The following is a 19,203-nucleotide window of genomic DNA, read 5'->3' as shown; positions in this document are numbered from 1 at the left end:
AAACATTAAGACAGGTTGTGTAGAAAAATGAAAGATAAGTTTTTACGCTTTATGTACGGCCGCTACGGCGTTGACCAGTTTTCAAAATTCCTGGTGATAACAGGGATCATTTTTTTACTGTTATCCGGATTTACCCGATACGGCGGAATTCTATATCTGTTTTCGCTTGCCGTTTTAATTTATTCCTATTTTCGAATGTTTTCACGAAACCATTCCAAACGTTACGCTGAAAATCAGCTCTATCTGAAATACACGGCCGGGATCCGGAAAAAGTTTTCCGCCATCCGTTACGGTCTCAGTCAGAGAAAACACTATCACATATATAAGTGTCCTTCCTGCGGACAGAAAATCCGGATTCCCCGCGGAAAAGGCAGGATCGAAATCCGGTGTCCGAAATGTAATGCCCATTTTATTAAGAAAAGCTGAGAAAGGAGGGCCATTATCATGCTTGATTATATGGTTCTGTATCAAAGTGAAACCGGCAACACAAAAAAACTTGCCACATCCATTTTTGCCGCCCTTCCTGGAATGGCAAAAGATCTCAGAAGTATCGATGAACTGAACGGTCTGCCGGATGCAGCCACTTATTTTGTCGGTTTTTGTGTCCACCGTGGCACCTGCAGCCTTGAGGTTGGAAATCTGCTTTCTTCCATCTCCGGAAAGAATGTCGCTTTATTCGGCACATGCGGGGCCGGTAATGTGGATAACTACTATAAAAACATCGAAAACAGTGCCCGGATCTGGCTCGAAGATGACAATCTCTATCTGGGCGGATTCTTCTGTCAGGGCAAGATGCCTGTGCAGATTCGCCAGAAATACGAGTCCATGTTAAATGGAGATCAGGCTCACGATCACCATCTGAAGCTTCAGCTGTCAAATTTTGATGAAGCGATGATTCATCCGACAAAAGATGATCTTACACGCGCCGCGGATTTTGCAAAAAACTGCCTCAGCCGTCTTTAAAGATGGCCGAGGCTTTCTTTTTTATTTATAGAATCATCAGATCTTTCGGGAAGTGCGTCAGTGTCTCTGCACCGTTTTCCGTAATCAGTACCGTATCCTCGATACGGACACCTCCCCATCCCGGAATATAGATTCCCGGTTCCATGGTAATCACGCAGCCAGGCTGCATTATTTTCGTACCATACATTCCAAGGAACGGCTCTTCATGAAGGTCCAGCCCTACGCCATGTCCCATTCCGGAATAATAATACTCTTCATACTTTTTCACCACTTTCCGAATCTCCGTGTCCGGTTTGGAAGCAACAATTCCCGGTCCCATGTTCCGTACTCCTGTTTCCTGCGCTTCGCGTACCAGTTCGTAAATTTCTTTTTGCTGTTCAGATACATGTCCTACCGCAAACGTACGGGTCGTATCGGAAATATATCCGTTGTATTTCGCACCATAGTCCACAAGAACAAAATCACCTTCTTCGACCTTCCTGTCTCCCGGCTTTCCGTGGAGCAGGGATGTCTTGGCCCCGGAAATCAGAATCGTCTCAAATCCAATATCCTGTGCCCCGTGCATCTTCATACTGAATTCCAGACGCGCGCACAGCTCTCTTTCCGTAACGCCCGGTTTGATATACGGAACCAGCTCTTCCAGAGCTTTATCCGCAATCTCGCAGGCAATTCTTGTATTGGCCACTTCTTCTTCGCTCTTTACATACCGCAGCTCTTCCACAATGTTTCTCGTTCCGGTCAGTTCAATCCGATGCTCTGAAAGAAGTCTGTGGATTTCTTCATATTTATCATAGGTTGTAAAGCATTCCTCAAATCCCAGTTTCCGGATTCCCGACTTGACGCAGATGCTTTCCACGGCCTTTGGGATACTCCTGCCACAGTTATGCCAGTTGACAACCTCAAAGTCCGGGCAGGACTGCTCTGCCAGCTCTGTAAAGCGGCTGTCCGTAATGAGATAATTCCCCTGCGGGCAGATCAGTGCATATGCCAGCTCATCCGGATATCCACTAATGTATTTGACATTGGCCTCTTTTGTGATATAAATACCGTCCAGACCCTGTTCTTTTAAAATCTCAAGTACTTTTTCTATTTTCTCCATCACGAAGCTCCTTATCCCCAGATCATTCCGATTCCTGCTTCTTTTGCTTTGTCATAGATTGCTTTTGCCGCAATCAGGTCCTGTGTTGCCACACCGACTGTCTCAAACACAATAATTTCTTCATCGTTTTCACGTCCCGGAATTTCTCCTTTAATCAGCTGTCCCAGATCGCCTGTAAAATCCTCTTTTGTGATGATTCCTTCATCCAGCGGAATCAGAATGTCTCCGGATTCGGAAAGTACCGCTTCCTCAGAATCAAAATAGATTTTGGACGCTCTCGGAAGAATGGCCGGATCCATCTCCTGCATATGCGGTTGATAAGCTCCTACGCAGCTGATCGTTGCTCCCGCCTTTACTTTGGAAGCATCAAACACCGGTCTGGAGGACGGAGTTACCGTCACAAGAAGATCTGCACCTTCTACCGCTTCATCAGAAGATGCTGCCGCAACGATCCTGGCACCATATGATTTTAATTCTTCATTCATTTGCTCCGCGAAGGCTTTTGTCCGTTCCGGATTCATGTCATACACACGGACCTCTTCCAGATCTCTTACTGTCACCATTGCCTCCAGCTGAGTCGCTGCCTGTCCGCCTGTTCCGATCAGCGCGCCGACACGGCAGTCTTTCTTTGCAAGAAGATCAAATGCGGCTCCTGTAGCTGCTCCTGTACGAAGCTGTGTCACATAAGTTCCGTCCAGCACGGCCTCCACAATTCCAGTTGTTCCATCGATCAGAAAGACCTGTGCCGGTGATGACGGAAGCCCACGGTCAATATTGTGCGGGAAAATATTCACTACTTTTAAGGAAGCTGTATCCATCTCTTCCACATAAGCAGGCATAAAAAGGAAGCTTCCGTCATATTTCGGCGCCTGAATGTTTGTCCTGATAGGAGAGTCACATTTTCCCTCCACTACAAGCTGAAACGCTTTTTTGTCCGCTTCCACGGCGTCTTTCATGGTAAATACTTTTTTGATATCTTCTCTTGATAATAATAACATTTCTGAACCTCCTGTTCTCCTTGTATCCTATCGTTTAAAGCGCGCATCCAGTCCCCACGGCTGCATAGCGCCTCCCTCTTCTGCCGGTCTGCACATTTTTGCGTAAATATTCAGACATCCTTTTTCCTCTTTCAACGGCGGACATACCCAGTTTGCCTTTCTTCTTTCCAGTTCTTCATCGGAAACAAGCAGATTGACCTCTCCATTTGGAATATCGATCACGATTTCATCCCCATTTTCCACAAGTGCGATCGTTCCTCCATCGTATGCTTCCGGTGATACATGCCCGATAATTGCACCATAGTTAAATCCTGAGAATCTGGCGTCCGTGATCAGCCCCACGCTCTTGTGCAGTCCCAGTCCGATCAGGGCATCGATGCTCAGCATCAGTTCCTTCATGCCAGGAGCCCCTTTACATCCTTCATAACGAATGACAATGATGTCACCCGGTACGATTTCTCCTGCCTGGATTGCCTCAAACGCCGGACGGTCGCCTTCGAATACTTTTGCTTTCCCTTTCAGATATTTCACTTCTTCGTATACGGCTGTCGGACGGACAATCGCACCGTTCGGTGAAAGGTTTCCTCTTAAGATCTTCAGTCCCGGCTCATGGAATAACGGACGTTCCAGAGAATGAATAACTTCATTTTCTTTTGGCGTTACCTTGGAAAGGAGCTCTTTCCATGTGCAGCCGTACATACTCGGAGCATCGGTAAACAATTTGCTCTCCAGCATCTTCATCACATTCATAACACCGCCTGCGTAGTGGAAATCCACAACAGTATACGGGCCGCTCGGTACTACTGCATTGATGCAGTAAATTTCATCTGCGTATTTTTCAAAATCTTCCAGAGTCAGTTTGATTCCCAGTTCATATGCGTAGGAAAGAATGTGAAGAACCGCATTGGTGGATCCAGCCACGGCCATATCAAACATAATCGCATTGAGAAGCACTTCTTTCGTGATCAGATCTGAAGGTTTTCTGCCTTCTTTTGCCATCTTTACCGCGTATTTTCCGGCTTCTCTTGCTCTGCGGAGCTTTGCGTTGTCGGATGCAGGGATCGTAGACGTACCCGGAAGCACCAGATTCAGCACCTCTCCAAGCATCTGCATGGTATTTGCTGTTCCCATGGACGGACATGCACCAAAGGACGGACAGACATTGTCTTCCATGTCCATCAGCTCTTCTTCTGTAGCGCCTGAAAATCTTGCGGAATCCAGATCCGCTTCCACCACGGTTTTCCCGCAGTACTGTCCCGGCTGCATGGAACCGCCCGTCACGATCATGGACGGAATGTCCAGACGCATTGCCGCAAGGTAACATCCGGCAATGATATTATCACAGGATGCGACCATAACAAGACCATCGAAATTGTGTACGCGTGTAACAAATTCCACGGACATTGCCACGATGTCCCGTCCAACCTGTTCGTATTTCAGTTCTTCTGCTCCGTTTGCGATGTTTCCGCAGGTTGCCGGAATTCCGAATTCCACCGGCACTCCTCCTGCTGCCCAGATTCCTTCTTTTACCGCTTCAGCGATCTGTCTTAAGTGGGCAGATCCCGGAGATCCTGACATATATGAATTCGGAACTCCGATATGCGGTTTCTTACGGATGTCCTCGTCGGAATACCCTGCCGCTTTCATCATAACTCTTCTGTGCGCCGCCTCGGCGCCATTCCAGTATTCTGTTCCCATAATTTCCTCCTGTCTGCGCTTTGCTTTCTCTTCAATCTCTTGACAAATAAATTGCCTTTAATGATAATAATAAAATAGAAACTGCAATTTCTGAATTAATATTTTTTAAATATACTATTCGGTTTTGCTTATATCTGCATTTGCATTATAGAAAATCATTTTAATTCATTTTTTCTAATATGAACCATTAAGAAATCGAATGGAAGGTGAATCATGAACAAGTATCAGACCATTTTAAGCGTCTGCGAAACACGCAGCATCTCCAAAACCGCCGCTTTGCTGAACTATACCCAGTCGGCGGTCAGCCAGACGATCAAAAATTTTGAAAAAGAGCTGGGGCTTGAACTTTTCATCCGTTCCAAAAACGGTATGGAACTGAAATCCGACATGGCCTGGATCAAAGAGTCTCTTCGGACCATTTGCGAGGCCGAAAACCAGATTGCACGGACCGCCGCTTCTCTTTCCACTCTGGACAGCGGCCTGATCCGCATCGGCACGATCCAGAGCATTTCCTATCACTGGCTTCCGGGCATTATCAAAGATTTTTCTGAAGAATATCCGAACATTCTTTTCCAGCTTACCATCGGAGGATTTGGCGAACTGAAGGAAAAACTGATGGGCAATGAGCTGGACTGCATTTTCGTGTCCGAATTCTCCGTTCCGGGACTGCCGTTTGTACCACTTGGAAGTGATGAACTGATGCTCGTCACACCCCTTTCGCATCCTCTTGCAAGTCACCTGTCCGTCTCCCTGGCAGACGTCAACAACCAGGACTTCATTCTGTCCGCAGACGGTCTGGACTACGAAACCGGCAAAATCTTCGAGCTGAACCAGATTTCTCCAAACATCCGCTATCAGCTGAATGAAGATTTTACAACATTGAAAATGGTAGAACAGGGCTTTGGCATTACCATTCTGCCAAAACTGCTTCTCCACAACGCCCCGTTTGAAGTCTGCATCCGCCCGTTTACCGAGCACTACACCCGTACCCTCGGGATCGCTCTTCCGTCCGGCATTACGCCGTCCAAAGCAGTTTTACAGTTCCGGGCATTCGCAGAACACTGGTGCAGGGAGAATCTGTAGATAAAACGGAAATGATTTCCCCGCGTTATCCTGCCTTTTGTTTTGTATACCTGCTCTTAATTTTATGGTATACTAAATTCATAGGAGAAGAAAGGATGTGTTACCATGGCATTAACACCGAAGAATAACGAATACACGATCGATGATATCTACGCTCTGCCTGACGGCCAGCGTGCAGAACTGATCGACGGTCAGATGTACATGATAGCACCGCCGGGCAGGAGACACCAGTTAATACTTGGTTTCCTTTACCGCAAAATTGCTGATTATATCGAACAGAAAGGCGGATCCTGCGAAGTCGATATTGCTCCATTTGCCGTATTTTTAAACGCAGATGATAAAAACTACGTCGAACCGGATATCAGTGTAATATGCGACTCCAAAAAGCTGAATGATAAAGGATGTACCGGCGCTCCGGACTGGATCATTGAAATTGTCTCTCCCGGAAGCAGACGGACAGACTATTTCACTAAACTCTTCAAGTATCGAACAGCTGGAGTTCTTGAATACTGGATTGTCGATCCTGATAAAAACAGAGTTACCGTTTATAATTTCCAATCCGAAGATACCGCGGAATTCACTTTCGCCGATTCTGTAAAAGCAGGAATCTACGGTGATCTTCAGATTGATTTCAGTTCATTAAATCTTTTATAGCAGCAAAAAGCGGACCCGCTATAGGATCCGCTTTCCTCTTGTCTCATATTCTTTTATCTGATCTGCTCCACCGCTTCTTTGCAGAGTGCTTCAATTTCATCATACTTTTTCTCTGCAATCAGACTTTCTTTTACCATCCAGCTGCCTCCGCACGCAATGACCTGCGGGCAGGAGAGATAGCTTCCAATATTCTCCTGGCTGATACCGCCTGTCGGCATAAACCGGAGCTGGAAATAAGGTGCCGACAGTGCTTTGATTGCTTTGACGCCTCCGTTTACTTCTGCCGGGAAAAATTTTACGACAGACAAACCAAGCTCCAGCGCCTGTTCAATCTCGCTTGCCGTTGCCACACCCGGATAAACCGGAATTCCTTTTTCCTGACAGTAGCGTACAATCTTGGGATTGAGCCCCGGACTTACGATAAACTTTGCCCCGGCCTCGATGGCTGCATCCACCTGTTCTGTCTTCAGGACGGTGCCTGCGCCTACCAGCATGTCCGGATATGACTCGCTCATCCGGCGGATCGCTTCCGCGGCCGCATCTGTCCGAAAGGTCACCTCCGCACACGGGATGCCGCCTCTTACAAGAGCTCCGGCAAGATCTTTGGCATCCTCCGCTTTCTCAAGCTTGACTACAGGAACAATCCGGATTTCTTCAAACCTTTCATCTATTGTTTTCATTTCGTGTTTCCTCCTTCTACGCTTCCTCCGCCTACCAGTGTGCCCCGGTTGCACTTTCGTTTGCCGTGTTGTCTCTGTAACTTAAGAGCAGGCAGACCGCATCCAGAACAATGTGAAGGCTCTGGTCAAAAAGGGAACTCAAAAGCTGAATGGAACCACGCTTCTCCCCGGTATCTCCTTTTACGGTCCCCGGAATCACAAGGATCTGATCCGCAAATCCCGCAAGCGGCGACTCTCTTTTGCTTGTCACAGCAATTACCGATGCATTTTTCTCTTTCGCTTTTCTGGCAGCGTCCACAACGCTGATGCTCTTTCCGGATCCGGATACTCCTATCAGAATATCCCCCTCCTTTATGGCCGGTGTGATGGTCTCTCCCACCACATATACGGTGTATCCAAGATGCATCAGCCTCATCGCAAATCCTTTCGCGCTGAATCCGGAACGTCCTTCTCCCGCCACGAAGATCCTCCGGTCCTTCTGGATCAGACCGATCACCTGATCAATCTCGTCTTTCTTTACATTTGCGACTACATGTTCAATCTCGTCCATGATTGTCCGTAATACATCCATTGTCCTGCCTCCGTTCTCTATCCATATCTTACATCCGGACGGCCCCGGCAAACCGCGCAGCCGTCTCTCGTTTGTTTCCTGATTTCGTAATCGCGCTTCCCACGATCCCGATTTCAATTCCGCACTCTTTTAACAAAGGTACCGTATCAAGTGTTACGCCTCCGGCTGCCGCTATCTTTCGGACTCCAGAGAGCTCTCTGACGCTGCTTCTGACCAGTTCCGCGAGCCCTTCCCCCTGTCTGTCGGACGGAAGGTGAATACAGAAAACAGCCTCCGGAAATGCTTCGCCAAGTACCCGGATCCGTTCTGCCGGCACTTCCAGCAGGTCAATCATATATTCCTTTCCAAACTCCCTGGCCACATCGGCACATGCCCGGATCGTTGTCACGGAAGAAAATCCCATGACTGTCGGAATATCTCCTCCGGCCTCATATGTTTTCCTGAACTCGTAAGCGCCCTCATCGCAGGTCTTGATGTCTGCCAGAAAACACTGTTCCGGAAACCGCTTCCGAAAATACGCAACGCTTCTGTCCAGACCGTAGTCTTTGATCAGGGATGTTCCGATTTCAATAATATCGGCAGACTCTTTAATCTCTTCTATCATAGCCTCTGCCGTCTCAAGATCTGTCCTGTCAATTGCCACCTGAAGTTTCATCTTCTCACCTCTGATTCTGATGTTTTTCGATATATGCCTGCAGTTCTTCCTGCGTCGGCAGGCCTTCATTATCACTCTCCACCGATACCTGAATGGCTCCGATGGCATTGGCCCGCTCGATCATCTTTTCAATGGAAAGCCCTTCCAGATAACCGCTGATGATACCGACAGCAAATCCATCTCCGGCTCCTACCGTATCGACAACCTGCTCTACTTTGAATCCGCAGAATGTTTCTTTCTGTCCCTCTGCATCCACATATGCCCCGTCGGCCCCGGTCTTTACGACGACCGCTTTTGCGCCAAGTCCGCGGTAATATGCGGCGATCTCTTCCGGCGCTTCACTTCCCATAAGGATTTTCCCTTCTCCTGTTCCAGGAAGAACGATATCCGCTCTTGCAGCGAGATCGTTGATCGTGCGGATCATCACACTTTTGCTTTCCCACAATGTCGGCCGCAGGTTAGGGTCAAATGTCACAAGCATTCCGTTTTCTCTTGCCCTCTCAATCATCCGGTAAGTCGCATTTCTGCAGCTCTGGGAAAGAGCAGGAGGAATTCCTGTCAGATGCAGTACCCTGGCACCTTCAAAATCCACCTTTTCCACGTCCTCCTCACTTAAGCAGGAAGCCGCGCTGTTCTTTCTATAATAGAAGACCTCCGGATCTCCTTCGAACACCTTATTCTTCAGCTGGTAGCCGGTAAAATGCTGGTCATCCTTTGTAATCTGGGTATCAATCCCTTCTTTTTTCAGTTTCTCCTCGATGTAGGTTCCAAACGGATCCGTTCCAAGCTTGGTCACATAGGAAACACTGTGGCCGAGCCTTTTCAGACCGATCGCCACATTGACTTCCGCTCCCGCAAGAAGTCTTGTAAACTCTTCTACTTCATGGAGTCTTCCCGGTGTCTTCGCGACAAACATCGCCATCGGCTCTCCAAATAATATCACTTCTGACATTGACATCTTCCTTTCTATGCCTAGGTCGTCTGACGGACCGCAAGTTCCGGCCGGATGATCAGGGACGCTTTCTCCGACTTTCCTGTCATCAGGTTTTCCAGAAGCTGCACGGAGAGTTCGCTCAAAAGTTCTCCTTTATTGTTGATCGTTGTAAGGGGCGGATTGCTGATCCTGGAATATTCGGAATTGTTGCATCCGACCACAGCTACATCCTCCGGAATCCGGTACCCCATATTCTGGAGCGCATTCATGGCATATACCGCAGTCAGGTCCTCGGTAAAAATCACCGCGTCAAATCTTCTGCTGCCGCCCACAATCTTCTTTGCCGCCTCCTCGCCGCCTCCGGCTCCGTATTTTGTATACAGGATCCGTTCTGCGGCATCATCGTACCCAAGCTGTTTCATTTTTCTCAAAAATCCGTCACGCTTTCTTATCCCCGCATCCTTTTTGACATCCATTACAAATGCAATATTTCGATGCCCTTTGTCATAAAGATGCTGGACCGCCAGCTGTACGCCGTATCCCTCATCCACGAGAACCGACTGGACATTCGGAAGTTTCAGTTCTCCGTTTGCCATCACAATCGGTGTCTCCGGAAGAAGCTCTCCCAATTCCTTCGGATCACAGAGATCATTAAACTCTGAACCTACCAAAATCACGCCTTCAACCTGATTTCTCGAAAGCATCCGGATATATTTCATACATTCTTCTTTTCTGGAACCGGTATTGCAGACCAGAACCATGTAGCCAAGCCCCGTCAGCTTCTGCTCCATGATAAATGTCGTCATGGCATAATGCGGGTGCCGGACATCAACTGTCACGATCGCCACATTTTTCATCGTCCCGCTGACAAGCCCTCTTGCTATAGCACTTGGCTGGTATTTGTTTTTCTTTAACACTTCCTGGATTCTGGCCTTTGTCTTCTCACTGACATATCCTTTATCGTTAAGAACTCTGGATACTGTCGAGATGGAAACACCGGCTTCTTTTGCAATATCATATATATTCATGTTGTGCTATCTCCTGACATTTTTCTAAGTTTTAGTATACGTTTTCTTCTCTTTCATTGTCAATCGACAGCAATGATTTTAAGCTTCTACAAGCACTTTTACCACAATCTTTTTCACTTTGCACGGGGCATCTCCAATGCATCTTGGCTTGTGCCCGTCCTCCGGAGAGACAATGGCAAAATCACCTTTTCTGAGGTGAATCCACCCCGGATTTTCCGGCTCTTTATAAAACTCCAGATCCCGCTCCGGATCGTATCCGGTATCCTCTTCCAGCTCTGAAAGCGGGATATAACCGAAAAACTCTTCTCCTTCCGCCACATACTGGATATCATAATATTTCCGGTGGGTCTCAAACCGGCAGTCTTTCGGGTCTTTTGTCGTATATTCCTGAATCTCGGCAAAGATTTTATCTCCGTCGATAACCACCTTTCCCGGCTCCATGCCGGAAAAATCCGTAGTCCTCAGAAAGTCCAGCGCCCGTTCTATCTTTTCTTCTGTATAATTGTATTTATTTCCAATTTTCACGCTTGTTGTCAGCATCGTTTTCCTCCTCTCCCGAAACGGCTTCCATGATCTCCTCATAGAGAGCCCGTGCCGCTTCCTGGTTGTAACAGTACATCAAAACCACATCCAGCACATACGGGGAAAAAGAGAGGCGTTCCATTCTGCCCGCAAAGGCCATGGCTGCCATTTCACTCAAAGCGATAAGCCTGGATTTGTTGGAAAACGGTCTTTTCCAGAGTTCAATCTTTTCTGTCTGGGTAAATATTGTTTTCCGTTTCTCCTGCTCCACAGCATGGAACAGTTCGTGAGCCAGCAGCACAGAGAAAAGATCTGCTCCTTTGAACAGGTCTTCCATCTGTTCTCCGGCAATAAGTTCTTCAGCCTTTTTGATGCAGTCCATGAAAATCGTAATCCGGCCGGACTCCTCGTACTGGGCGAAAATCACATGCCCGCCGCCGTTTGGAATATCCGGAGTTTTTATCTGGATTCCTTTTGCCCTTACAACCTCTTCCACCGTACACTCCGGAAACCCGGTCTTTATAAGATCAGCCTCTTCTCGTCCGCATTCCATCGCAAGGCGCGTGTAGGTCTCCTTTTGTGCTTCTGAAAGTTTTCTTTCAAGGGGCTCATGCCGGAATGCATAGCGCCCCCAATCCTTGTCTCCAAGCTCCATCAGATGTTTTGTCATTTCCCGTATTGTCTGCTGCATGTTGTCCTTCTTTCTGAATACTTATAACGAACTCTTTGCTCCTACAACGATAATATCCATATTCGGATCCAGTGCCTGCATTTCCACATCGATCAGCATCAGGATTTGTTCCAGTTCGGTACTTCCTCCAAAGTCCATGACTCTTGCGCCTGCGCAGATATAGTAGTCCGGACGGAGAATGGAGTCTGCCTTGTAAACCGCCAGTTCTTCCCACATCTTCGATACTGCGCTTCTGTAGCTTGCGGCCTTAGTCTGAACAGCCACACCATCGGTTCTCTGTACTTTGATAAATCCTTTCTTGTCCAGAATACGCACTGGCCGTTTGTCTTTTTCTGCTGCCTGGAATACCCAGAAATTTGGAATCTGGCAGACAAGTTCGATTTCGTTTTCCTTCTTTCGCATGTTTTCCGCCGCAAGCTGTCTTGCCTCTTCGTAGGTACATTCCTTCATCAGGTCCGCCGTCTTGACTTCTGTAGATCCAAGAGCAATCGCCGTCAGCTTGGATGTCTGCTGGTCGATCTCGATATGTACTTCCACTGTATCCGGAGATGCACCGCTTTCTACCGCTTTGTCCACCGCTTCCTGTTTGATGCTGCGGATATCTTCCGCTGTCGGATTCGGAACAACACGTTCTACCACGTCACGCACCATGGCAAGTGCAACACCGATGGAAGAAATGACTTCCGCGTTTTCCGGTACGCTGTAGTTGATCTTCATTTTGTCTGCGCAGAAGCCGATCAGAGAAGTGGCTCCGCCACCAACTCCAACAAGAGAAATCTGATCTTTTTCCAGTTTATATTTTTCTGCAAGTTCCAGAATAACCGGCGAAATCTTTTCATACGCACGGGTCAGGATCTGTGTTGCCACATCCTCCACTGTCACACCCAGATAGTCCGCGATCGGCTGCATCGCCTTTCTTGCCGCGTTGGCATTTCCATAGGAGAAATGCTCCGGTTTTACCAGTCCCAGGACATTGGCCGCGCAGGAGTTGGTGATGGTGATGCGCTTGCCGCTCTTTAATTTGATTGCCACATAGTCTGCCGGATCACCCTTCTTCGGGGAGAACAGCTCCAGCTGCGGGTCTACGATTTCTTCTTCCGGTGTAAATACCGCATAGTCCAGTCCCGCGATATGGGCCGAGCGCGGTCCTACATCTGTGACTCCGCTCTTGGACAGACGGATCATACTTCCTCCTGCCACACCAAGCACCCGTACGTCGAGGGATGTGATGTAGGTTCTATGTCCCCCGACGATGGAATAGTCGATCGCCGGACGTCCGTCTTTGATGACACCGATATTGGTCGTTGTACCTCCGACCTCAAAGTAAACACCATTGGATGCGCGCAGGTACATCAGGGATCCCATAACGGATGCCGCCGGTCCGGAGAGCATCGTCAGCACCGGACGCTTCTTCATCTCGTTGATCTCCATGACACCGCCGTCGCCTCTCATGATCATCAGAGGCACTTCCACGCCTGCCGCGCGGACACTTTCCTCTGTAGAGTTTGCCGTGTTCAGCATCTTCGGAAGGATACTTGCATTGATTGCGGCCGTCCTCGTCCTTCTTGTCAGGCCGTACAGCTTGGTAATGTCAGACGCCATACTGGTCTCCATTCCCATCTCGTTTTTCGTCACATCATAGATTGCCTGCTCGCTGCTCATATCATCTACGCCGAAAGCTTCCGAAGCAACGATAACTTCCGCACCTTCCTTTTTCATTTCTTCCGCCGCTCTTTTGATGGAATCGTGATTCAGATCCCCCTCTTTAATGAAACGGCTTGTGATCTCGATCCTTCTGCCGGATCCAAGATCAATGTCTTTCAGCTTTGTCTGCGCTTTTGCCAGGAATCCCTCCAGCCCGCCTCTTGCGGAAGCAACGATTCCGACTTTCGCCACGTCTCCTTCGATGAGTGCGTTGGTCGCCTGTGTCGTACTGTGAGCGACAAACACAACATCTTTCGGATCAATATTATTTTCTTTCAGGCAGTTTTCAAACGCCTGAACAACTCCGGCTGCCACACCTTTCTCGTCATCGTGTGTCGTCTTGACAGAGGACTTTCCGATGATTTCCTGTGTCGCATTGTCGATGGCCACTGCTTTTGTATGTGTACCGCCGACGTCGATTCCCATTCTGACTTTTCTTCTTTCCATTCTTTTGATTCCTCCATCCATGATCCTAACCGAACATAAAGTAAACCATCGCCTGAAGAATGATACAGATGATCCATCCGGATACTGCACTGAGCTTCAGGAAATCCTTCGTTGAAACCTTCGTGTAATTAACACCCCATACAATCCAGGACTGTGTAATACAGCAGGACACGTTCATGACGGTACTCGGGATGATAATCAGCGGTGCAAGGTATGCTGTGGAGAATCCGATTCCTTTGAGGATACCAAGTGTCGCCGCACCGCATCCGAACAGTGTAAACGGACCACGGAACATTCCAAGCGGGGCAAGAACCGCAAATGCAATACTGATTACCAGCGTGTTGTTCGGAATTACTCCTCCGAGCAGTGCATTGAAATATGGCACGCAAAGTTCTGCAGCCTTGTTGAAAATCGGAAGCACAAGCAGAAATCCTACCAGCGGTGCTGTATCTACCACGCCGTCGAAGAAATCCTTGTTGATCATCCGGCAGGTCTGACCCCAGCTCTTGATTTTCTTACATGTTACCAGCGCATACAGACTTCCAAGAATAAATCCAAGAATAATCGGAACATCAAATACAATCAACAGTACTACCGGAATGATCGGGGAGATCAGAGAGATTCCCGGAGCATTGTCGCCTCTTCTGTTTTTCTTTGCCGGAACTGTTGCCGCCCATGTATGTACCTTTTTCTGTCTGGAAAGTACTAAAACCATGATAATGATAAACACAACCTGAATGACAAGTGCGTAGATTCCCCAGGATGTATGCTGGTCATACGGATAAAGTGTCTTTCCGTTTTCATCAAGGAAAAACGCGGAATACTGTCCGTACAGTACCGGATTGACAAACATTCCGGCTCCAACGCTCATCATGAATGCACAGGTCGCAAGCACCCTCGGAATTCCAAGAGACATAAAGATCGGAAGTACGATGACGCCGATCGCCACGACTGCACCTGCACCGAAGATGGATGAGAAACATGCTGTTGTTACAACGCAAAGTAAGATACAGGTCAGCGCCGGCTTGTCTCCTCCGAGCTCCGTCGTTGTACGGATCAGAGTGGATGCGATCCCGGTGTTCATCAGAACACGTCCAAACCATGCACCAAAGATTACGTTAACAAGTGTCGCGCCCCATCCTTCCGGGCCGCTCTGGAAGGTGCTTGTCAAAGCATCAATCCAGCTGATACTGATGGCATCCTTATTTGCCGCGATAAAATCCGGGTTGGTTACAAATGTATTTCCGATCATCGGAAGTACTGTCCAGATCACTCCCATTACGAAAATACCAAGCATCAGATTTCCTCCGCGTACCGCGTACACGACCAGCCCAAAGAAGGAAATCAATAACAAAATTCCAATTAAATACTCCATAGTAGACCTCCTGTCACCCTTTCGTTTTCTTGTTTCATAAATCCGTTCCCTTTTTCTAAAAGCGCTTTCATATTTCCGATTATAGCGTTTGACTAAATAAAGTCAACATTTTTCTCCATTTCTTCGTCATTTTGTCATTTTATCTAATTTAATTATTAAAAATTTGTAAAGTATTTCGCCTCTAAATTTTTGTTTTTATGAAAGCGCTTTCATATTTATTGTTCAAAATGCCGGAAATATTATCTTTATGACAGATACAATATGCCGCACCTGGAAAACAATGTGCGTATTCGAAGAGGTCTATGCAATACTATGACATAAAAATCACGGAAACTGATCGTCTGTCCCCGTGATTTTCTAAATATATTATGTTATTCCAAATCATCTCCCTGTCGGGTCGTATACCTTTGATTTCCTGCTTCTAATTCCTTTTCTCTAACCAACGAAATCACTTCCAGATACGATTTTATCTCTGACTTCCATTTTCACCATCTCCATTTTTAGCATCTCCTTTTTATCCAGCCCTTACTCCCAGATTCCTGCTCTTCGGTACACTTCCTCGATAAATGCCTGCTTCTCCTTTACAGCAACAAGAACATCATCCCCGGAATTTGTATGAATATAAATCCGGTCCAGCGACATAGCAAGTGATGAAAGCGGATTGTGTGTCTCCTCAAGCAGTTCAATGTTTCTGTACCGAATACGTTTTTTTATGAAACCGAATACGATCAGCAGTTCCTGCTCTCCAAGGTAAATATAATTTCTGAAATATATCGGTACCATCAGAAGATCCACCAGAACGAGTACAATCAGGGCTGTGATCACAGATGCGATTTCCTCTTTTTCTCCTCCTGCAGCCGGAATGACTGACCAGAGAACCAGTACATTGACAAAAATCAGAAGCGCCCATGCCCACAGATCCACTTTTCCCTGAAACTTCATATCCGGAATTCCAAGAGTATCGTCCCGTTTTTCGGTTCTGTATACTTCCTCTTCTCTCTGTACTCTGATCCTGCCGCTCTCCTGCGCCCGTCTCTGCTCCTGTCTCTGTCTGATAAATATGAAAACAAACAAAGCTGCAACAAATCCGAGGACAACAAAGAAAAAGTATTTTCCGAGTCTTCCAAGCCAGATCGTCCCCACGCTGCACCATCCAAAGATCAATGCGAGAAAGGGTCCGGTCACCGCGAGGGTATCTCTGTTCATCATACTGCCGGCCCCGGTCTTTACGGAATTTTTCACCGCCGCATGGAGAGCCCACTGTTCGATCACGGCCATCACCACGCTCACTCCGTAGAGAAAGAGAAGGCTTGTTTTGCTTCCCCAGCTGTCCGGCTGTCCCCATAGTCCAAAATGCGTCGGGATCACATCCGGAATCTTCTGATACATCACTGCAATATAGATTCCCACGCCGATCGTAACAATCCACATCAGAAGCATAGAAAAAATCTCAGTCTTTCTGTAGTGTTCAAACATCTTCATACCTGGTCCCTCCCGTCTTATTTGATGTAAAATCCAATACAGTTCATTTCCGTATCAAAGGAAATGGTAAACTGTGCCCTGCCGTCTGAAAACTGAGCCATTACAATGGCCAGCGCGTATTCTGTTCCCGTGTCCTTGTCCTTCTGTCCGCTGATATTGGTTCCGCTGATCTTTTCGAAATCCCCCAGCGGTTCGATGGTTCCCTCGATTCCGGCCCGGATCTGATCCTCCGTAATCTGTGCTTTCATCATCTCGCTGAGCATTCCGTAAGCTTCGCAGAGCTTTCCCGTACAGGAAAGCTCTGCGATTTCTTCCGCTTTTTCCTGCACCTCCCTTTCATCGAAGTTTGACGAAAGCCTCGATGCACATCCGGCCGCAGGAAGCATCAACATGATTGCCGCCACCATAATACAAATTATTCTTTTTCCCTTTTTCATTTTTCTTCCCTTCTTTCTATTGGTATGGTGATACTCGTCTGGTATCCGTCTTTCAGTCTCGAAACCTGCATCGTTCCTCCATATGATTCCACAACATACCGGACATTGACAAGTCCGAGCCCTTCGTGTCCCTTTCTCTTTTTCCGCTTTGCCGGGCAGGAATTTCGAAGGCAGATCACAAGAAAATCTTTTGCTTCATCCATCTTGAGCGAAAGATAACGCTCTTCGCCGCACTCGGCAACTGCTTCCCTCGCATTGTCCAGCAGATTGGAAAAAATCGTCGTTACATCGATATCTTTCATGAACGAAAGATCCGCCTGCCCGATCTCAATACGAAGCCTTGCCCCTTTCATTTCCTGAAGATTCAGCTTTTCATTGAGGATCAGATTCAGCATCCGGTGTTCCGTATAGGTGACCCGTTCCAGACTCCTTAACATTCCTCCGATATCACTGCAATACCGGTCCGCCGCCTCCAGATCACCCAGGTGATACAGTTCCCCGATCATCTGAATATGATTTTTCACATCGTGAATTACCTTTCTGGATGCCTGATACTTCTCTTCCAGTTCCCGGTACTGATGCATCATCATCTCCTTTTGCTGTTCGTAGAGCTGATACTGTAAATTTTTCTTTTGCTGGCCGATCATATATCCGAAAAGATAAATAACCAGAAGATGAAGCAGTACAATCCCGAGCACCGCCACTGCCAGGCTCCCGTATCCGTAGATCATCAGCAGTGTCTCACCGTTCAGATACAAAGCAAAAATCAAAGCCAGCAGCAGGAACGGAAGAAGCAGAAATACTGCTGTCTGCCCGTTGGAAAGAAACACCTGATCCTTTTCACGGAACACTTTGACAAAATACCGGGAGACCAGAATGTATTCAGCTGCCAGCAGCAGATAAACCGCCGCCCGGAGCAGAAAATACCAGTTTCCGACCATCCGCGTCATGGATGAGCCGAATCCGTATCCGAAAAAATCAAGCAGCATCGTAAATACCAGATAACTTCCAAATACCGCCATGGCAAACAGGATGGTCTCCACAATTCCCGCCTTGGTCCGAAGGTAAAACAGCGATGACAGGACGAAGAGAATCAGCATACCGCACCCCGCATAAAGCAGCGCGTTTTCCTGCCTGAGTGTTAAAACCGAACTTAAGAATAAAATCAAAACCGTCGGAATACGGATGATGTGCGGGATCTCTTCCGCCCTGTGGTTCCGCTTCATGAAATACCATGCCGCATAGGTGTATGCCAGGCAGTAGAGAAGCTCTGCCAGCACAATAATGATTCTTTCTGTTTCTGTAAATCCTGTATTCATAACCATTTCCTCACAGCCGTCCGGCCAGAAACAGATTCAGTTCCTCCCGGAATGCCTTTCCCTTTTTCTGCGAAAGCGGAAGAACGCTTCCATCCATCATGGTAATCTCGTATCCTTTAATTCCCCTGACCTGATCCAGATTGACTACAAAGCTTTTGTGCGGCATTGCAAAGCCATACGGCCGCATTTTTTCCAGGCATTCACTGATCTTTGCCTGCTGGTAATAGACGCCTTCCTTTGTATGCACCTCAAGCATCCGGAATGTATATTCAAAGTAATAGATTTCCTCCGCCGGAATCCGGATTCTTCCCTCCTTCGTCAGAAGATCCACAACCGGCTTCTGATTTTCCTTCTGCATGTATTCCAGCGCTTCCTTAAGCTGCCGTTTAATTTCCTTTTCTTTAACCGGTTTGAGCAGGTAGCCGAAGGCATGAACTCCGAAAGCATATCCTGCATATCCGCCATAATTGGTAATATAAATAATTTCAACCTGCTTATCTGTCTTTCTGATCTCCTTCGCCGTCATGATTCCGTCCATCCCCGGCATATCAATATCCAGAAACAGAATATCATATTTACGGCCTGCCTCCAGTAATTCCTTTCCGCTTCGAAAGAGATCTACTTCGTATCGGTCCTCCTCTTCATGCAGGATCATTTTCCTGACATTTTCACACACAATTTCCTGATCGTCACAGACTGCAATCCGAATCATAAGCCCCTCCTTTTCCCCTTGTGCGTTCATTATAATTCTCTGAATTTTTATCTTCAAGTACCACAGCACGAAAGAAAGAAAATCCGGCATAAAAGACAGCAACCGGTATTTTTGAGACAAAAAAGGCACAGGCCCGGGATTCCCCCTGAGC

At 47.4% G+C, this 19,203-nt stretch carries 20 protein-coding genes; 4 read left to right on the top strand and 16 right to left on the bottom strand.

Annotated elements, in window-relative coordinates; genetic code table 11:
• Positions 1-27: 27 nt before the first annotated feature.
• Both Selli1_RS02270 and Selli1_RS02265 read left to right on the top strand, forming a co-directional pair.
• Positions 28-426 carry a TFIIB-type zinc ribbon-containing protein gene (locus Selli1_RS02270; protein ID WP_087169175.1) on the top strand — a complete coding sequence of 133 codons (399 nt, stop codon included), beginning with the start codon at positions 28-30 and terminating at the stop codon, positions 424-426.
• Between the two features lie 18 nt (positions 427-444).
• Positions 445-963: a flavodoxin family protein gene (locus tag Selli1_RS02265; RefSeq protein ID WP_087169174.1), complete on the top strand. Its 519-nt coding sequence runs from the start codon at positions 445-447 to the stop codon at positions 961-963.
• A gap of 25 nt (positions 964-988) precedes the next feature.
• Here Selli1_RS02265 and Selli1_RS02260 read toward each other — a convergent pair whose 3' ends face one another.
• Genes Selli1_RS02260 through ilvD form a run of 3 tightly spaced genes read right to left on the bottom strand, consistent with a single transcriptional unit; the run spans position 989 to position 4,758 of the window.
• A complete protein-coding gene (locus tag Selli1_RS02260; RefSeq protein WP_281872225.1) occupies positions 989-2,062 on the bottom strand; it encodes a M24 family metallopeptidase in 1,074 nt (357 codons plus the stop codon).
• Between the two features lie 11 nt (positions 2,063-2,073).
• On the bottom strand, positions 2,074-3,060 hold the full coding sequence (locus Selli1_RS02255) for an ornithine cyclodeaminase family protein (RefSeq protein WP_087169172.1): 987 nt from the start codon (positions 3,058-3,060) through the stop codon (positions 2,074-2,076).
• A 27-nt stretch (positions 3,061-3,087) separates the two neighbouring features.
• Entirely contained in the window at positions 3,088-4,758 is a 1,671-nt protein-coding gene (gene ilvD / locus Selli1_RS02250) for a dihydroxy-acid dehydratase (protein WP_087169171.1), read from the bottom strand.
• Between the two features lie 213 nt (positions 4,759-4,971).
• Between ilvD and Selli1_RS02245 the strand changes: the two genes are divergently transcribed.
• Both Selli1_RS02245 and Selli1_RS02240 read left to right on the top strand, forming a co-directional pair.
• Positions 4,972-5,841: a LysR family transcriptional regulator gene (locus tag Selli1_RS02245; protein ID WP_087253150.1), complete on the top strand. Its 870-nt coding sequence runs from the start codon at positions 4,972-4,974 to the stop codon at positions 5,839-5,841.
• 105 nt (positions 5,842-5,946) lie between these two features.
• Complete coding sequence (locus tag Selli1_RS02240) at positions 5,947-6,495, top strand: Uma2 family endonuclease (RefSeq protein WP_281845095.1); 549 nt, start codon at positions 5,947-5,949, stop codon at positions 6,493-6,495.
• Between the two features lie 53 nt (positions 6,496-6,548).
• On the opposite strand, the gene Selli1_RS02235 is transcribed toward Selli1_RS02240, so the two are convergent.
• From Selli1_RS02235 to Selli1_RS02175, 13 genes are all read right to left on the bottom strand, one after another.
• Positions 6,549-7,175, bottom strand: coding sequence for a bifunctional 4-hydroxy-2-oxoglutarate aldolase/2-dehydro-3-deoxy-phosphogluconate aldolase (locus Selli1_RS02235; RefSeq protein WP_118636968.1), 627 nt, complete (start codon positions 7,173-7,175; stop codon positions 6,549-6,551).
• A 31-nt stretch (positions 7,176-7,206) separates the two neighbouring features.
• Positions 7,207-7,746, bottom strand: coding sequence for a 6-phospho-3-hexuloisomerase (gene hxlB / locus Selli1_RS02230; protein WP_087169167.1), 540 nt, complete (start codon positions 7,744-7,746; stop codon positions 7,207-7,209).
• Between the two features lie 28 nt (positions 7,747-7,774).
• Entirely contained in the window at positions 7,775-8,401 is a 627-nt protein-coding gene (locus tag Selli1_RS02225) for an orotidine 5'-phosphate decarboxylase / HUMPS family protein (protein ID WP_162610201.1), read from the bottom strand.
• Positions 8,402-8,405: 4 nt separating this feature from the next.
• Positions 8,406-9,353: a sugar kinase gene (locus Selli1_RS02220; protein WP_087169165.1), complete on the bottom strand. Its 948-nt coding sequence runs from the start codon at positions 9,351-9,353 to the stop codon at positions 8,406-8,408.
• 20 nt (positions 9,354-9,373) lie between these two features.
• Positions 9,374-10,363, bottom strand: coding sequence for a LacI family DNA-binding transcriptional regulator (locus Selli1_RS02215; RefSeq protein ID WP_087169164.1), 990 nt, complete (start codon positions 10,361-10,363; stop codon positions 9,374-9,376).
• A 78-nt stretch (positions 10,364-10,441) separates the two neighbouring features.
• Entirely contained in the window at positions 10,442-10,903 is a 462-nt protein-coding gene (locus Selli1_RS02210) for a NanQ anomerase/TabA/YiaL family protein (RefSeq protein ID WP_087169163.1), read from the bottom strand.
• Entirely contained in the window at positions 10,872-11,576 is a 705-nt protein-coding gene (locus Selli1_RS02205) for a hypothetical protein (protein ID WP_281872224.1), read from the bottom strand. Before Selli1_RS02205 ends, Selli1_RS02210 begins: the two co-directional genes overlap by 32 nt.
• 21 nt (positions 11,577-11,597) lie before the next feature.
• Positions 11,598-13,727: a hydantoinase/oxoprolinase family protein gene (locus tag Selli1_RS02200; protein WP_087169161.1), complete on the bottom strand. Its 2,130-nt coding sequence runs from the start codon at positions 13,725-13,727 to the stop codon at positions 11,598-11,600.
• A 25-nt stretch (positions 13,728-13,752) separates the two neighbouring features.
• On the bottom strand, positions 13,753-15,102 hold the full coding sequence (locus tag Selli1_RS02195; RefSeq protein WP_191436253.1) for a citrate transporter: 1,350 nt from the start codon (positions 15,100-15,102) through the stop codon (positions 13,753-13,755).
• Between the two features lie 525 nt (positions 15,103-15,627).
• Positions 15,628-16,584 (bottom strand): PH domain-containing protein, encoded by a 957-nt coding sequence (locus Selli1_RS02190; protein WP_087253145.1) that lies wholly within the window; start codon positions 16,582-16,584, stop codon positions 15,628-15,630.
• Between the two features lie 17 nt (positions 16,585-16,601).
• Positions 16,602-17,021 (bottom strand): DUF3887 domain-containing protein, encoded by a 420-nt coding sequence (locus tag Selli1_RS02185; protein ID WP_281872223.1) that lies wholly within the window; start codon positions 17,019-17,021, stop codon positions 16,602-16,604.
• Complete coding sequence (locus Selli1_RS02180) at positions 17,018-18,340, bottom strand: sensor histidine kinase (protein ID WP_191427276.1); 1,323 nt, start codon at positions 18,338-18,340, stop codon at positions 17,018-17,020. Before Selli1_RS02180 ends, Selli1_RS02185 begins: the two co-directional genes overlap by 4 nt.
• Positions 18,341-18,350: 10 nt before the next feature.
• Positions 18,351-19,052, bottom strand: a complete 702-nt coding sequence (locus Selli1_RS02175; RefSeq protein ID WP_087169155.1) for a LytR/AlgR family response regulator transcription factor — start codon at positions 19,050-19,052, stop codon at positions 18,351-18,353.
• Between the last annotated feature and the right edge of the window lie 151 nt (positions 19,053-19,203).

The organism is Sellimonas catena, from assembly GCF_027924685.1.
Classification (GTDB): domain Bacteria; phylum Bacillota; class Clostridia; order Lachnospirales; family Lachnospiraceae; genus Sellimonas; species Sellimonas catena.
Note: the sequence above shows the minus strand (reverse complement) of the source record. Positions and strands in the feature narration are given on the sequence as shown.

Bases quoted from the DNA above. Each gene is read 5' to 3' on its own strand.
- Selli1_RS02210 (WP_087169163.1), bottom strand. From the start codon at position 10,903: ATGCTGACAACAAGCGTGAAAATTGGAAATAAATACAATTATACAGAA.
- Selli1_RS02205 (WP_281872224.1), bottom strand. From the start codon at position 11,576: ATGCAGCAGACAATACGGGAAATGACAAAACATCTGATGGAGCTTGGA.
- Selli1_RS02235 (WP_118636968.1), bottom strand. From the start codon at position 7,175: ATGAAAACAATAGATGAAAGGTTTGAAGAAATCCGGATTGTTCCTGTA.
- ilvD (WP_087169171.1), bottom strand. From the start codon at position 4,758: ATGGGAACAGAATACTGGAATGGCGCCGAGGCGGCGCACAGAAGAGTT.
- Selli1_RS02200 (WP_087169161.1), bottom strand. From the start codon at position 13,727: ATGGAAAGAAGAAAAGTCAGAATGGGAATCGACGTCGGCGGTACACAT.
- Selli1_RS02215 (WP_087169164.1), bottom strand. From the start codon at position 10,363: ATGAATATATATGATATTGCAAAAGAAGCCGGTGTTTCCATCTCGACA.
- Selli1_RS02180 (WP_191427276.1), bottom strand. From the start codon at position 18,340: ATGAATACAGGATTTACAGAAACAGAAAGAATCATTATTGTGCTGGCA.
- Selli1_RS02175 (WP_087169155.1), bottom strand. From the start codon at position 19,052: ATGATTCGGATTGCAGTCTGTGACGATCAGGAAATTGTGTGTGAAAAT.
- Selli1_RS02260 (WP_281872225.1), bottom strand. From the start codon at position 2,062: ATGGAGAAAATAGAAAAAGTACTTGAGATTTTAAAAGAACAGGGTCTG.
- Selli1_RS02225 (WP_162610201.1), bottom strand. From the start codon at position 8,401: ATGAAACTTCAGGTGGCAATTGACAGGACAGATCTTGAGACGGCAGAG.
- Selli1_RS02185 (WP_281872223.1), bottom strand. From the start codon at position 17,021: ATGAAAAAGGGAAAAAGAATAATTTGTATTATGGTGGCGGCAATCATG.
- Selli1_RS02265 (WP_087169174.1), top strand. From the start codon at position 445: ATGCTTGATTATATGGTTCTGTATCAAAGTGAAACCGGCAACACAAAA.
- Selli1_RS02190 (WP_087253145.1), bottom strand. From the start codon at position 16,584: ATGAAGATGTTTGAACACTACAGAAAGACTGAGATTTTTTCTATGCTT.
- Selli1_RS02270 (WP_087169175.1), top strand. From the start codon at position 28: ATGAAAGATAAGTTTTTACGCTTTATGTACGGCCGCTACGGCGTTGAC.
- hxlB (WP_087169167.1), bottom strand. From the start codon at position 7,746: ATGGATGTATTACGGACAATCATGGACGAGATTGAACATGTAGTCGCA.
- Selli1_RS02240 (WP_281845095.1), top strand. From the start codon at position 5,947: ATGGCATTAACACCGAAGAATAACGAATACACGATCGATGATATCTAC.
- Selli1_RS02245 (WP_087253150.1), top strand. From the start codon at position 4,972: ATGAACAAGTATCAGACCATTTTAAGCGTCTGCGAAACACGCAGCATC.
- Selli1_RS02255 (WP_087169172.1), bottom strand. From the start codon at position 3,060: ATGTTATTATTATCAAGAGAAGATATCAAAAAAGTATTTACCATGAAA.
- Selli1_RS02195 (WP_191436253.1), bottom strand. From the start codon at position 15,102: ATGGAGTATTTAATTGGAATTTTGTTATTGATTTCCTTCTTTGGGCTG.
- Selli1_RS02220 (WP_087169165.1), bottom strand. From the start codon at position 9,353: ATGTCAGAAGTGATATTATTTGGAGAGCCGATGGCGATGTTTGTCGCG.